Here is a 13,815-nt window from a genome sequence, read left to right on the forward strand (position 1 = left end):
ACTGTAAAGGTTGCTGTCTCTCCTACCGTCACCATCTGGTTCTGAGGCTGGTCCGTAATGCTCGGCGCTACCGGATCTGTTGTCCCCGGATTAATCGTCAAGGTTGCCGGATCACTAGTGACTGTTCGTGTTCCGTTGCTAACTTCTACCGTATAGGTTGCCGCGTCTGACGCTGCGGCCGCTTCAATGGTTAGCGTCGCAGAAATAGCCCCCGTGATGTCAACGTCGTCTTTTTTCCATTGATAGCTCAAAGGATCCTCTGCCGCTGTAGATGCTCTAACACTAAAACTTGCCGGTTCGCCTGCATTTATCGTCTGGTCCTCGGGCTGTGAATAAATGGTTGGTGTCACTGTCCATATAAGATAAGGGTAGCCATCGTGGCTTTCGTCCATGGCCCAAACATCGGTAAAATCCCAGTCCTCAAAGGTACTCTGTGTCTTCATCTCTGCGGTGCCTTTCCCGGTGCCCCCGGCGCTATCCTCCCGCGTTGAAGTTTGGATGTCCCAGTAGGATCTCTCTGTAGTTCCGTATCCGTCAGAAAAGGCCCCCACCAAGCCACCGAGACTATAGCCCATCGGGCTAAGTTTCTCCACTCGGCCTTTAGAATAAGAACTGATAATACTGCCCTGGTTGTAGCCTGCCAAACCACCGAGCATGGCGTTACCCGATACATCTCCTGTAGCATAAGAGTCGAGAATACTCGAACCGATGTAGCCTCTACCCACCAGACCTCCCGCATAAGTGTAAACGTATGTGCTCGTCACATTGCCCGTGGCGTAGGACTCCCAGATTCGACCATAGTGTGAGCCTACCAAGCCGCCGACATTTGGGTTACCACTTGCTGACACATTGCATGAGGAATAAGACTTTCTTATGAGGCCATAATTCTGTCCCACCAGGCCGCCGACAGCTGCGACGCCTGCCACTTCGCCTTTGGCGTAAGAATTGATAATAGCATCATTGGGAGAAGAGCTGGCCCCCGCCAGGCTGCCGACCATTTGGTTTCCTCTTACAGCTACATCCACCATTCCCAAGTTATGGATTCTTGCTCCATTAAGAATGCCGAACAATCCCATACCGCTTTGATTGGGGCGGTTACTATAAAGTCCGCTGATTGTATAACCGTTGCCGTCAAAAATGCCTCTGAAGTCGTTAATGGGCTGCCATCCGGCACCGCCATTATAACCTGGCCCGTCCGCGCTCAGATAATCGGTCAGATCAATGTCTTGGGTCAAGATAAAATTACCCGCCAAGTTCGCCCTTACCAAAGTATCCAATTCTTCCGGAGTGCTAATCGGTATTGCATCATCGGATTTTGCATATGCAGGCGCGCCGGCCATAGGGAGGGCTGCTATCAGCATCATTAAACTGAGCAGTAAGGAAAAGATTTTTTGACAATTCAATTTCATTAAAAAGACCCCTTCTTAGACCAAATTGTTCGTAAATGAAATGCTTCACAGAAGTTCTCTTAAGTAGCTATGCTAAAAGGGATTTTCTGTTTTCTTTGAACCGAATCGCGCTCGCTTTTCGATAATCACAGCGTATATCTTCACCCCTTTTTCTAACTTTTTTCAGGTTCCATCAACTTCCCAATACATGAGTGCCCACTGGGTCCTTCTCCGTATTTTCTAGAAATGATTGCTAACTTTTTCAGTATAGCAAAGGCCACTGAACAATTACTGAACAGATCTGAAACCCACGCCGGCTTGAAAATCTTTTTGAAAATACTAAAAAAGAGGTCATCTCCCGTAGGATTTTTAACTTTTAAGCTTCGGATATTTAAACAGATAACAAAAGGCTGGTTCCCGAGTTTGGAGAACCAGCCTTTTGACAAAAACAATGTATTTATAGATAGTAGAATCAGTTGGAAGGAAAGTCATGGATAATAATTTGTTAAAACCCCTACAGCACGAATAACTTCGCTATTACCTATTTCCCGAGGAGATCATGGAATATCTTAAGGACAGGCCCATTTTACAGAGTATACCAAGCTTTTAAGAAAAAGCTTGAAAAAAGTTGAAATTATTATATAATAGTCAACATAATTGGCAACGAGGCCTACCTGATTTTTCAGGTAGGCATTTTTTATTTTTGGGGGTGAGTGTACTATGGTAAACCAGGAGCTAGTTATTGATGCATCTATCCTAATTAGTGAACTTAAAAATGCTAGTAATGAAATGGGACGTATCAATGGTTCCATTCGGGAAATTGCTGTGCGTACAAATTTATTGTCGTTAAATTCAGCAATCGAAGCTGCCAGGGCAGGGGATGCTGGCCGGGGATTTAGTGTAGTGGCGGATGAAATAAAGAAACTGGCAACAAGTAGTTTAGCCTCTACCAAGGAGAGTACCAAAATTATTGAAAATATTCAAAGCAAAGCGAATGAGGTTATGGCCGTCAGAACAGCCGATGTAGCCTATGATACCATTGATAAAATTGACCGAAACCTTTTTGAACGTAATTGTGATGCACAGGCCTGGGCCAGTTTCGACAAGGTAAAGAGCTGCTTTTTATCGACAGACCCTACACGTTTTTCCGTAGCAAACGAGCTTTTGAAAAAGCTGGTAGACATTTATGAAGTTTATCATGACCTCTATGTACTGGATACTGATGGTAAAATTGTTGCGGCGGGTGTCCGCCATGAACTCATAGGAAAAGATATGGGAGATAAGGATTGGTTTAAGGAAGCTGCTGCGGTAAATTCTATATCTGTAAGCGATCTTTATTATTCATCTGTGGAAAATCTTCATACAGTGGCATATACTTGTCCGGTACGAGGAGATGAAGGGCAAATCCTTGGGTATTTTTCCACTCGTTTTAATTGGAACTATATTTATGACATCATAGATTCGGCCCGTATCGGTCAAAATGGGGACATATTGATTATCAACAAGCAAGGTTATATTATTGCTTGCCGAAGCCGTAAGGGGATTCTGCATGAAAAGCTAGGGCACCTTGAGGCGGTACAACGTGCAATGGGTGGTGGAACCTATGGCTATGTATTTGAAAAAGATAGCCTAGGTAGCATTAAAATATATGGCTATGCGCACACACGGGGCTATAACGCTTATAAAGGGAAAAACTGGTCAGCTATTATAATAGAGACTTTATAGAACCGTTTTAAGATAATATCAATGAATTTGAAGCCAGGGTAGATACCGCTGGCGTTTTTTTATTTCCAACAAGTCTTTTATCGTTGTAAGCAGGAACCCATAGAGAAATGACAAAGAATACACTTATAGTAAAATGATTTGCTGTAGCGGGTTAAAGGATGTGCTTCATTGAAACTAGATAGACTAATCTCTATTTTGGTGATGCTGTTAAGAAGGGAACGTGTTCAGGCAAAAGACCTGGCTAACATGTTTGATGTTTCAGTCAGGACAATCCTGAGGGATGTGGAGGCATTAAATCTGGCAGGGATACCTGTTGTGACATATCAGGGAGTGAACGGCGGCATTGGCATTGCGGAAGGTTACCGTTTGGATAAAAGTGTACTAACTGAATCAGAGATGGCGGCAATTATCACAACGTTAAGAAGCTTTGCCAAAACCATACCGGATAACAAGCATCAAGTTTTACTGGATAAGTTTACCAACATTTTATCCTCAGCTCAGCTGGAGTTACTGAATACAAAGGTAAACCAGCTTGTTATTGACTTGTCTCCCTGGGGAGGAAACGAACTTCTTAAAGAAAAAGTACTGGCTATACGCAAAGCCACAGAAAGTTTAAAGGAGATTGAGTTCACGTATATAGATTCAGCAGGTCAGAGGACCAGCCGGAGAGTGGAACCCTATTCACTGGTTTTCAAGGGGCAAAAATGGTACCTCTATGCGTGGTGCCTTCTGCGACAGGACTTCCGATTTTTCAAGCTTTCGAGGATGAGAGAACTGATAGTATGTAAAACCTTCTATAAACCGAGGGAGGTATCGCTAGAGCAGTTGCCTTGGGAAAGCGAATGGAATAATCTTAAAAACTTGGTGTCACTGGAATTACTATTTGATAAGGAACTGGCGAGTATCGTAGAGGAATGGTTTGGCCAAGATACAGTGGAGCAGCCGGTTGGAAATATTATGGTCAAGACATTACTTCCTGAAAACAACTGGCTTTATGGCTTTCTTTTAAGTTTTGGGCCGGCATTAGAGGTTGTCAACCCGCCGCATATTCGAACAATCCTAGCAGAGATGGCCAAAGAGATTTATAAAAAATATACATAGAAAACATGACATACAGGTGTCAGGTTCCCAATGGTATAATCTACAAAAAGCTAAAGGGGGCAATACTATGAGTTATAACTTTGTAGTAACAGAGGAACTGGCACAACCAGTACTTTCTATTCGTATCAGAACTGCAGTTGGCAATTTGCCACAGGAATTAGGCAAGGGATACCAGGCAATCTTTCAATATTTAGCTGAAATGGGAGAAAAGCCATTAGAGGCTCCCTTTGCGGCGTATTACAACATGGATATGCAGGATCTCGATGTAGAGATGGGAGTCCCGGTTGCCAACCCCCTTATTGGGCAGGGTGATATCCAGCCAGGGGAAATCCCTTCAGGCAAGAGAGTATCCTGTGTTTATAAAGGCCCCTACGATCAAACGGAGCCAGTTTATAATGCCATGATGCAGTGGATAAAGGAAAATGGCTATACTCCCACAGGCGTGGCCTACGAGTTTTACTTTAATTCTCCGATGGAAGTGCCGGAAAGTGAACTTTTAACAAAGATTGTCTTTCCCCTAAAATGAGAGTGAGTTCCTAAGGCTAAGAAATAATAGTATTTTTTCTATGAAGACCGTAGCAGTGCAATGATCTGTTAGGGTCTTTTTTACATTGTTCAAATTAATTTTGTAACTTAAACCGCAACATGAACAGGGTGTTTGCTTCAAATTTTATTTTAAAAAATGCAAATATTCATTAAGTTTTTTTAAAAAGAACCGAGTATATTTAGGAGATGTTTAGCAAATAGGGGTGATATTGTGTTTCGTTCTTTTCAATTAGCTTTAAATAATGGCGGTGCTAAAGCAGGACTCATTTATATAGTTTCTTCAGGTCTATTACTAGTAATGTTTTTAGTTATAATGACATTATTCTCTGGAGGGTCCCTACTTTCAATAGTAGCTCCAGGAAGTTTAGACTCAATAACGGAGCATCTCATATCACAAATGTTGAGTAAAGAATCCTTCGGATTAGTAATTACTTTATTAGGTGCTTTATTTGTTTTTGGAATTATTAGTTGTGGTATCCTACTCGGGGGGCTAATAGGATCGTTTAGGGATGTTGTTGAAGGCAGACCGATAAGTATAGCGAGCTATTTCAATAATAGTTTGAATTATGCCCTAAGAACAATTGGTTACTTCTGCCTGTATTTTTTTATTCTTGGGCTAATGATTTTTGCTTTAATTCGCATAATATTTTTAGTAATTACGCCAATTGAAATAAATAATCAAACATTTTTAATATCATTATTTACAGGGCTGGTCATTACCCCACTATTAACTTTATCTATAGTAGGCTTTAAAAAGAGAGGTTTTATTACCCAGAATATTGGTCCTATCTTTATTTATTCCTTAGCCGTAGCGATTTTTTCAATAATTCCGGTTATCGGTCAAATAGTAACATTCATCTTACAGACATACTATTATTTGTTCATACTAGTCATCTCTACAAAAAACAATAATACATTTAATTTCACCAAGAATTTTACTGTTGAATAGGTATAGTGGAAAAATGAATTATCCAAGAAAACCGAGGGCAGATAATCAGCCCTTGGTTTTTCTGTTTTAATTAGCCTTTACAAACCCTAGGCAATATCCTATACTATAACTGTATTAATAGTAATAGTACAGATGTTACGGGAGGGGGGAGCCTATGTTTGATTTAGATTTAAGAAGCCGCGTACCCATTTATGAACAGTTGGTGGAAACATTTAAAGAAGCCATTATAAATGAAGTTTTAAAGACCGATGAACAACTGCCTTCGGTACGTATTCTGGCCCAGCAATTGACCATCAATCCTAATACCATTCAAAAGGCCTATCGAGAGTTAGAAAGACAGGGATATATCTACTCCCTACCGGGTAAAGGAAGCTTTGTGGCTGGGATAAACAACCATAAAAATGATGAAAAACTAGCTAAGTTAAAGGAAGAGCTGATTAAAGTTTTATCGGAAGCTATGTATCTGGGCATGACCTATGAGGAAATCATGGCCATTATTTCTCAAGTGGACAACTCGGTTAGGAGGGGGATAATGAAGTGATTGAAATAAAGGATTTAAACAAATCTTTTGAGGACTTGGCAGCGTTAAAAAACGTAAACATTAAGATCCAAAAGGGCTCTGTCTATGGTTTAGTGGGGTCCAATGGAGCGGGGAAAACCACCCTGTTAAAAACCATGGTGGGAGTTTATCAGGGAGATCAGGGAACTTGTTATATTGATGGTCAAGAGGTATTTGAAAATGTGGCAATCAAAGCCAAAGTAATATTCATTCCGGATACTTTGTATTTTTTCCCCAACTACTCCGTACGGGATATGGCGAAATACTACAAAAACATTTATCCTGCTTGGAATGAAGTACGTTTTGAAAAATTAAAAGAGGCTTTTGACATTGATGTTAACAAAAACATTAATCGTCTTTCCAAGGGAATGCAAAGACAAGTAGCTTTTTGGCTAGCCTTGTCGTCCATGCCTGATTATTTAATTTTAGATGAACCGTTAGATGGTCTGGATCCGGTCATGCGGCAGAAAGTAAAAAACTTACTCATTCAAGATGTGGCAGAGAGACAAATGACCGTGCTAATTTCCTCCCATAATTTGAGAGAACTGGAGGATCTCTGTGACACCATCGGTATTTTACATAAAGGAACTTTAATTTTAGAGAAAGAGCTGGATGATTTAAAATCGGATGTTCACAAAATTCAGGTGGCATTTAAAGAAGAGGTGTCCGGGGAATTTTTGGCCAACGCCCAAGCCCAAGTGCTCTATGAAGAGATAAGAGGCAGCGTCAGGCTCTTTATTATGCGTGGTAACAAAGATGATCTGACCAGAATATTTGCCAAACAGCAGCCGTTGGTCCTGGATATCCTACCGTTAACCTTGGAAGAAGTTTTTATTTATGAGATGGGGGGGATCGGTTATGCCATTGAAAACATCATTATTTAATCAAGGCGTTTTGCTAGACGATTTAAAAAGATTTAGTTGGCTGGGCATCCTGTATACCCTCGCCTTATTATTCTTAGTGCCGTTACAAATTTTCATGATCTCTGGCCAGGAGGATAGGGATCATAGCATCATGAAGGAGTTCTTTTATCTGGGGACTGGGGAGAATATGCAAGGGGTCTTGGTGTTGGCTGTTTCGATTCTCATGGGCATTTTTATTTTTCGCTATATCCAGGTAAAAGCAGCTTCGGATACGTTGCACAGTCTGCCCATTAAAAGAGCGGTCTTCTATAGAACCCATGTTTTGACCAGCCTAGTGCTGTTGATTGTACCGGTTTTAATCACAGCTTTTATCTCATTAATTCTGAATAGTATGTTAGGCTTGGGCGCTTATTTTAGCCTCAAAGATATTGCAGAGTGGGCTGGCGTAGTAATTTTGCTGGAACTTACCGTCTTTTTTGTTTGTGTTTTTGTAGGTATGATCGTGGGTATGTCAGTGGTGCAGGGCGTTATTACCGTTATCTTCCTCTTCTTACCCTTGGGCTTGGCACTCTTGTTAGTAGAATCTTTGCAGACCTTTCTCCATGGTTTTACCTACAATTTTGGGGCAAATGAGTCTAAGCTTTCGCCGCTCGTCAGGCTAATGGAAGGATTTCGGGAGACCAATAAAATGGGGACAGGAGAAATAGTCACCTATATTGTTGTTTGTCTGGGTTTATATTTTCTGGCCCAATTTTTATATGAAAAAAGAAAATTAGAAACGGCTTCTCAGACCATCGCCTATCGTCCTTTTCGTTGGCTGTTTAAATACGGCGTCACCCTTTGTACCATGTTAGTGGCAGGTGTTTATTTTAACCAAACCCAGCAAAGCATTAGCTGGACTTTATTTGGCTACCTGATTGGCTCGCTACTTGGCTACTATGTAGCAGAGATGGTACTGAAAAAATCCTTTTTTGTGTTTAAAAATTTCAAGGGTTATTTAATGTATGCTGCCGTAGTTAGCGTGCTACTGACAGGGCTGCATTTTGATCTAATAGGCTTTACAAAGAAAGTGCCCCCCATTAATCAAGTTAAAAGTATTGGTTTTGGCTACAACTTCTATGATTTAAGAGACGGGAAAAATTTGTATGTGGATAAGGATAATCTAGCCCATATTCAAGAACTGCATCAACAACTGATCGCGGATCAATCACAAAATAAATATGGTGATAAGAGATCAACCAGAGAGATGACGTTAGTTTACCACTTAGCAGATGGTAGTCAGTTAACTAGGGGCTATTTTGTTGATTATGATAACTACAGTAAGCAGTTGAAACCCATTTATGAATCGCAGGAATACAAAAAGCACCGTTACGATGCTTTAACCGTGGATGCAGCGGATATTGAAAAAATGACCATTCGTCCAAGCATCGATGCAGGGGGGAATAAAGAGGCTGTTATCCTAAAGCCGGAGGATATTAAAGAAGCCATTACTATCATCCGACAGGATATTGAAGCTGAAACCTATGAACAGATGAATGATAACATAACACCCTGGGCCAATATCCGTCTATTAATGGCCGATGACAAAATGAAAAAATATCAAAAGCTGCATACGGAAATTAACCAGGAGAGAAGAGAGTTCTATGCTTCTTGGGAGAAATCCTATGGAAATTTTGAGACCTGGCTGCAGCAAAAGGGTTATCTGAAAAACGCCAGAGTCTTCCCCGAGGAGATTGATTATGTTGTGGTAGAAAAGGTGGCCAGCCTGGGACAATGGGAAGCCAAACGCAGAAGTGGCGAATGGATCGATAAAAATGGCACCAACCGCTTGGAAATCAAGGATAAAGACCAAATTGAAACTTGCTTAAGAAACCATAGTGACGTATGGGACGGCAGGAAGGCTGAATATATCATCGGATTTTATAGGGAAGGGCATGTTAATATAGGCTATGGCAGCTTTCAGAAGGACAATGTGCCGGAATTTATTAAGGGTAGATTATAGGGAAATAAAATTAGAGAATTTACTATTTAGTAAGTATGGTGCAAGCCATACTTACTTTTATATATTGAAAATCCCAAAGAGGGGCAGTACTTAAGCAACTGTAGAACGTAGTATCGTAGAACTAAAAGTAGATTTGCCTGGCCCTGGAAAAAACTTGCATTGAGATAGCGAGTATGATACACTTAGCTAACATAAATTAAATCCTGATCACATGTTGTAAAGGGTTGTTTGTGCAAAGGAACCTGTTACAATGTGTGAATTTTTATTTTTAAAAAAAATAAAAAAGGACATATTAATTCAATTTTGGAGGTAATACAATGCAAGGTACAGTAAAATGGTTTAATGCAGAAAAAGGTTTTGGTTTTATCGAAGTTGAAGGTGGCAAAGATGTTTTTGCTCATTTCAGTGCCATCGTAGGGGACGGCTACAAATCCCTGGACGAAGGTCAACGTGTTGAATTCGACGTGGTAGAAGGCAACCGTGGTCCACAAGCTGAGAACATTGTAAAACTATAAAGCCAATAACAATAAAACTGCCCTTAGCATTTGTTAAGGGCAGTTTTATTGTTATTGGCTTTATAGAGGGATTATTAATTATTAACAACTTGATTAAATAAATCAAGGGCTTGCTCCTGGGGAATTCCTTTTGCTAGTATCACTTCGCTAATTAATATTTGTTGAGCGTTATCCAACATAGCTTTATCTCCTGTGGACAGAGCTCTCTTTTTACTCATGCGGATTAAGTCCCGAATAACTTCGGCTCCTTGGTAAATATCGCCGGTTCTTATTTTATTCATATTACAGCGATACCTTTGGTTTGGGTTTAGACTGGTATCTGATTCTCCGTCATGAAAATTGGTAATAACGTCATCTACTACATCTGAGTCCACAATTGGCCTAATTTTTAGGATAGTGTCCATAGGAAACATAACTTGCATGCTTCGGATGCTCATTACATAGTAAAGCTGTTTATTGCCCAGTATTTCTCGTTCCTCAATTGCTTCAATAATGCCAGCCCCATGCATGGGATAAAGCACCTTATCACCAATGTGAAACACTGAAACCACCTCCCCCTTAAACGTACTTAATAAGTATACCATAGAATTGGCAAAATATCAAAAAACAATATTTTATCATAAAGTATTATTGGGGGTCAATGATTTTTTATCTCTTTTTAAGAGTGGTTAGCCTTTTCGGTTCTAGAGAAATAAATATAGATAGACCAAAGTAGGGTTAGCTATATTTATGAAGAATACTAGCGATAGCAGTTATTAGTAAGGGGAGAAGTTTAAATGAATATTCAAATCTTTGGTATCAAGAGATGTTTTGCTACCAAAAAGGCAGAAAGGTATTTTAAGGAAAGAAGAATTAAATATCAATTTATTGATTTAGCGATAAAAGGATTGAGTAAGGGAGAATTGCAAAGTGTTAAAAATGCACTAGGATTAGAGAATTTGATTAATAGTCAAGCTAAGGAATATAAAAAATTGAACATGGATCGCATCATAGGCAACAACGCTAGAGAAGAGATATTATTAAACAACCCCAGTCTTTATCAAACGCCTATTGTGCGGAACGGAAAACTAGCTACGGTAGGCTACGAACCCGATACCTGGAAGACGTGGGAAGACTAGTGGACATATAAATAATGGGGGAATAGATACATGAATGGAACTGAACGAAAAAATATTAAACCAGGAATTAAGGTGAAAATAATCCAAAAACCACACCAGAGGACAGGACAATTAACCGAAGGGGTGGTGAAAGATATTTTGACCAAAAGCCCCGTGCATCAGCGGGGTATTAAGGTGCGGTTAGATAATGGAATTATTGGTAGAGTTCAAGAAATTCTGTCATAATATAGGAGTTAGCAAAAGATTCCTAGAACTAAAACATGATTAATTAAAAACAGTGGAGGGTTAGGTTTGAGAGAGACAATAAAAATAGGAATTGTGGGTTATGGTAATTTAGGCAAGGGAGTAAGACAAGCGATTAAACAAAACCCCGATCTGGAACTGGTAGCGGTATTCACCCGGCGAGATGTGGCCAGTATTAAGATTGATGATGAACAGGTTAAGGTGTTACACGTAAATCAGGCCAAGGAGCATGTCGATGCCATTGATGTTATGATCCTATGCGGCGGGTCTGCTACGGACCTGCCTGAACAAGGCCCGTTTTTTGCTGCTATGTTTAACACGGTGGATAGTTTTGATACGCATGCTCGGATTCCCGAGTATTTTACCGCTGTCAATCAAGTGGCAGAGGAGCATGGAAAAACCAGTGCTATTTCTATTGGCTGGGATCCGGGGCTTTTCTCCCTGAACAGAATGTTAGCCCAGGCTATCCTGCCCGCAGGAAGGGAGTATACCTTCTGGGGACCCGGGGTCAGCCAGGGGCATTCAGATGCCATCCGCAGAATCCCGGGAGTTAAGGGTGCCGTGCAGTACACCATACCTGTGTCAGAAGTTATTCAAAGCATCCGGGAAGGTGAGAACCCGGAGCTTAGCACCAGGGAGAAACACCTGCGGGACTGCTATGTAGTGGTTGAAGATGGTGTGGACAAGGAGCAAATTGCTGAGAGTATTAAAACGATGCCGAATTATTTTGCCGACTATGACACCAAGGTAACGTTTATTACTGAACAAGAATTGAAAGAAAAACATTCTCAGTTGCCCCATGGAGGGTTTGTTATACGGAGCGGGAAAACAGGGGCTAATCAAGGAAATACTCACATTATGGAATTCTCCTTGAAGCTCGATAGCAACCCCGAGTTTACTGCCAGTGTCTTGGTAGCCTATGCCAGAGCGGTGTCTCGTCTCAATAAAGAAGGACAATTTGGTGCAAAAACGGTGTTCGATATTCCCTTTGGTTATTTATCAGCAAAATCACCGGCAGAATTACGCCGGGAATTGCTCTAAATTACATTGCAAAAAGTGGGTATCCCGGAGATTTTCCGGGATACCCACTTTTCTAAGTGTGAGTTTCACAAATTTCCAAGGCTTTTGCAAAATCTTTGGGTAGAGGAGCCTGAATAGTAATTTCACCATGATCCTTTACATGACGGAAGCTGATGGATTGGGCATGTAAAGACTGCCTCGAGATCCAAGGGGTGTGCAGGCCATACATCCGATCCCCCAGAACGGGATATCCGAGGTGAGCTAGGTGTACGCGAATTTGGTGTGTTCTGCCGGTATCCAGGCTTAGCTCCAGTAGGGAAGTGTCCTTGAAGCTACGGATCTTCTGGTAATGAGTAATGGCTTCTTCACCCTGCGCATTGATGGCCCGGCGATTAGGCTGCGATGGGTGAGGTCCAATGGGTGCATTAATGCTCCCGGACGGTGGACTAACGATCCCCTTTACCAAAGCCCAGTAGAATCGCTTAAGAATTCTTTCTTTTAATTGTTGTTCCAAAATAAACTGGCTGCGGGCATCCTTGGCAAAGATGACACAACCGGAAGTATCCCGGTCTAACCTGTGTACAGCACGAATGGTACTCATTTTACCGCGTTGTTGTAGGTGGTAAGCCAGATAATTTGCCAGAGTGCCCGAAGTGGTCCGACCTGTAGGGTGCACCAATTGATAGGCGGGTTTGTTTAAAACAAATAGATATTCGTCCTCGTAGAGTATTTCAATGTCACCTTTTTCTGGTTGAATACCGGAGGCGTCATCTTCGAGAACGAGGACCTTTATGATGTCCTGGGAATTTACCTTTTTTTGTAGGAAAACGGTCTTGCCGTTTACTAAAATGCCTTTGCGCCGGGTCAGTTTTTGCAGCTTCCTACCGGAGTATTGTAAGATGGTTTTTAAATAGCTTTCCAGTGTTAACCCGGCGTGTTCCTGAGAGACCTGGTAAGTAATAAATGATTTCATGGTAGCCTTCCTTTTATCCTTAAGTAGTGGATATTATCTGATGAATCCTGCTATAAGTCAAGCGAACCCCTAACAGCATCATTTTTTTGCCCTCCTTGGTTCCAATTTGTTCCTAGCATTATCTTCGATGTAAGCTTAGGTACAGGAGCTTTTGAACAGGCAAGGCTTGATCCCCAAAAGAGGTCTGTCCCCGCATTAAAGGGGTTAGGCTTCTTCTTTTTTCTAACTGGTCTAATTACCATGATTAAACATATACCTAAAACTATAAAAAGGAAAATTGTACTGGCATATCTGACAGAGAGGGCTTAGTAAGATGAACAGTTCTTTTATTAAAAAGGGCATCGTCAGCCTGCTGCTTTTTCTTTGGCCACTAAGTATTTTGTATGGCTGCACGGCTGCCAAAGTCCCAACAAAGAATCCTTCCTTTAACGAGATAATGGGCAAGATCGGTAAAACAGTGGATCTATCGACACTGAAGGAAGGAAATTTTGCCAAATTAAAAAGGCTTTATGGAATTTCACGGGGAGAAATAGAAGAGTTTGCTTTTTATCAGGCACCTTCCAATATTAAAGCCGATGAGATTGTCCTAATTAAGGTTAAACAAACCGAAGATACCGAGAAGGTGAAGGAGAAGCTTTTAAAAAGGGTTGAGAAACAAGCTGCAAACTTCAAGGACTATCTCCCCGAGGAGTATTATTTAATCGAAAAGAACGTGCTTAAAGTGCAAAACAATTATCTACTCTTGGTAATTTCCCCAGAGGCAGAGAAAATTTCAGAGGCATTTGATCAATGTTTTTACTAACGTTTATTAAT

Annotated in this window: 15 protein-coding genes; 12 read left to right on the top strand and 3 right to left on the bottom strand. The window is 41.0% G+C overall.

The features are described 5' to 3' along the window. Window positions 1-1,268 (bottom strand): GLUG motif-containing protein (locus tag BUA78_RS09895; RefSeq protein ID WP_175549000.1); only part of this gene is annotated, 1,268 nt, incomplete at its 3' end. Window positions 1,269-2,108: 840 nt separating this feature from the next. Between BUA78_RS09895 and BUA78_RS09905 the strand changes: the two genes are divergently transcribed. The 8 genes from BUA78_RS09905 to BUA78_RS09940 all read left to right on the top strand — a co-directional run bounded on the left by BUA78_RS09905 (window position 2,109) and on the right by BUA78_RS09940 (window position 9,648). Then, the gene (locus BUA78_RS09905; protein WP_072913898.1) at window positions 2,109-3,113 is read left to right on the top strand and encodes a methyl-accepting chemotaxis protein; all 1,005 of its coding nucleotides are present in this window, start codon (window positions 2,109-2,111) and stop codon (window positions 3,111-3,113) included. Window positions 3,114-3,281: 168 nt separating this feature from the next. Beyond that, window positions 3,282-4,214 carry a helix-turn-helix transcriptional regulator gene (locus BUA78_RS09910; RefSeq protein ID WP_072913901.1) on the top strand — a complete coding sequence of 311 codons (933 nt, stop codon included), beginning with the start codon at window positions 3,282-3,284 and terminating at the stop codon, window positions 4,212-4,214. Window positions 4,215-4,281: 67 nt separating this feature from the next. Then, the gene (locus BUA78_RS09915) at window positions 4,282-4,740 is read left to right on the top strand and encodes a GyrI-like domain-containing protein (protein WP_072913903.1); all 459 of its coding nucleotides are present in this window, start codon (window positions 4,282-4,284) and stop codon (window positions 4,738-4,740) included. Between the two features lie 231 nt (window positions 4,741-4,971). Continuing rightward, a complete protein-coding gene (locus BUA78_RS09920) occupies window positions 4,972-5,709 on the top strand; it encodes a hypothetical protein (protein ID WP_072913906.1) in 738 nt (245 codons plus the stop codon). A gap of 154 nt (window positions 5,710-5,863) precedes the next feature. Next, a complete protein-coding gene (locus BUA78_RS09925; protein ID WP_072913908.1) occupies window positions 5,864-6,250 on the top strand; it encodes a GntR family transcriptional regulator in 387 nt (128 codons plus the stop codon). Beyond that, on the top strand, window positions 6,247-7,152 hold the full coding sequence (locus BUA78_RS09930) for an ABC transporter ATP-binding protein (protein WP_072913910.1): 906 nt from the start codon (window positions 6,247-6,249) through the stop codon (window positions 7,150-7,152). Before BUA78_RS09925 ends, BUA78_RS09930 begins: the two co-directional genes overlap by 4 nt. Further along, complete coding sequence (locus tag BUA78_RS09935; RefSeq protein ID WP_072913913.1) at window positions 7,127-9,133, top strand: DUF6449 domain-containing protein; 2,007 nt, start codon at window positions 7,127-7,129, stop codon at window positions 9,131-9,133. The genes BUA78_RS09930 and BUA78_RS09935 overlap by 26 nt, the downstream gene beginning before the upstream one ends. Window positions 9,134-9,450: 317 nt before the next feature. After that, complete coding sequence (locus BUA78_RS09940; RefSeq protein WP_072913914.1) at window positions 9,451-9,648, top strand: cold shock domain-containing protein; 198 nt, start codon at window positions 9,451-9,453, stop codon at window positions 9,646-9,648. Window positions 9,649-9,722: 74 nt separating this feature from the next. Here BUA78_RS09940 and BUA78_RS09945 read toward each other — a convergent pair whose 3' ends face one another. Beyond that, window positions 9,723-10,190 (bottom strand): CarD family transcriptional regulator, encoded by a 468-nt coding sequence (locus BUA78_RS09945; protein ID WP_072913917.1) that lies wholly within the window; start codon window positions 10,188-10,190, stop codon window positions 9,723-9,725. 234 nt (window positions 10,191-10,424) lie between these two features. Between BUA78_RS09945 and BUA78_RS09950 the strand changes: the two genes are divergently transcribed. From BUA78_RS09950 to BUA78_RS09960, 3 genes are all read left to right on the top strand, one after another. After that, window positions 10,425-10,766, top strand: coding sequence for an arsenate reductase family protein (locus tag BUA78_RS09950; RefSeq protein ID WP_072913919.1), 342 nt, complete (start codon window positions 10,425-10,427; stop codon window positions 10,764-10,766). A 30-nt stretch (window positions 10,767-10,796) separates the two neighbouring features. Continuing rightward, window positions 10,797-10,991, top strand: a complete 195-nt coding sequence (locus BUA78_RS09955; RefSeq protein WP_072913921.1) for a YwbE family protein — start codon at window positions 10,797-10,799, stop codon at window positions 10,989-10,991. 66 nt (window positions 10,992-11,057) lie between these two features. Then, complete coding sequence (locus BUA78_RS09960; RefSeq protein WP_072913923.1) at window positions 11,058-12,050, top strand: diaminopimelate dehydrogenase; 993 nt, start codon at window positions 11,058-11,060, stop codon at window positions 12,048-12,050. A 52-nt stretch (window positions 12,051-12,102) separates the two neighbouring features. Here the strand turns inward: BUA78_RS09960 and BUA78_RS09965 are convergent, their stop codons facing one another. Further along, entirely contained in the window at window positions 12,103-13,002 is a 900-nt protein-coding gene (locus tag BUA78_RS09965; RefSeq protein WP_072913925.1) for an RluA family pseudouridine synthase, read from the bottom strand. Between the two features lie 313 nt (window positions 13,003-13,315). Between BUA78_RS09965 and BUA78_RS09970 the strand changes: the two genes are divergently transcribed. Further along, entirely contained in the window at window positions 13,316-13,804 is a 489-nt protein-coding gene (locus BUA78_RS09970; protein ID WP_072913927.1) for a DUF4358 domain-containing protein, read from the top strand. Window positions 13,805-13,815: the final 11 nt, after the last annotated feature.

It is taken from the genome of Desulforamulus aeronauticus DSM 10349 (assembly GCF_900142375.1).
GTDB classification, from domain to species: Bacteria; Bacillota; Desulfotomaculia; order Desulfotomaculales; family Desulfotomaculaceae; genus Desulfotomaculum; species Desulfotomaculum aeronauticum.

What these genes read in the sequence shown, in the direction of transcription:
- BUA78_RS09915 (WP_072913903.1), top strand. Translation starts at nt 4,282, where the DNA reads ATGAGTTATAACTTTGTAGTAACAGAGGAACTGGCACAACCAGTACTT.
- BUA78_RS09950 (WP_072913919.1), top strand. Translation starts at nt 10,425, where the DNA reads ATGAATATTCAAATCTTTGGTATCAAGAGATGTTTTGCTACCAAAAAG.
- BUA78_RS09925 (WP_072913908.1), top strand. Translation starts at nt 5,864, where the DNA reads ATGTTTGATTTAGATTTAAGAAGCCGCGTACCCATTTATGAACAGTTG.
- BUA78_RS09935 (WP_072913913.1), top strand. Translation starts at nt 7,127, where the DNA reads ATGCCATTGAAAACATCATTATTTAATCAAGGCGTTTTGCTAGACGAT.
- BUA78_RS09955 (WP_072913921.1), top strand. Translation starts at nt 10,797, where the DNA reads ATGAATGGAACTGAACGAAAAAATATTAAACCAGGAATTAAGGTGAAA.
- BUA78_RS09970 (WP_072913927.1), top strand. Translation starts at nt 13,316, where the DNA reads ATGAACAGTTCTTTTATTAAAAAGGGCATCGTCAGCCTGCTGCTTTTT.
- BUA78_RS09965 (WP_072913925.1), bottom strand. Translation starts at nt 13,002, where the DNA reads ATGAAATCATTTATTACTTACCAGGTCTCTCAGGAACACGCCGGGTTA.
- BUA78_RS09905 (WP_072913898.1), top strand. Translation starts at nt 2,109, where the DNA reads ATGGTAAACCAGGAGCTAGTTATTGATGCATCTATCCTAATTAGTGAA.
- BUA78_RS09940 (WP_072913914.1), top strand. Translation starts at nt 9,451, where the DNA reads ATGCAAGGTACAGTAAAATGGTTTAATGCAGAAAAAGGTTTTGGTTTT.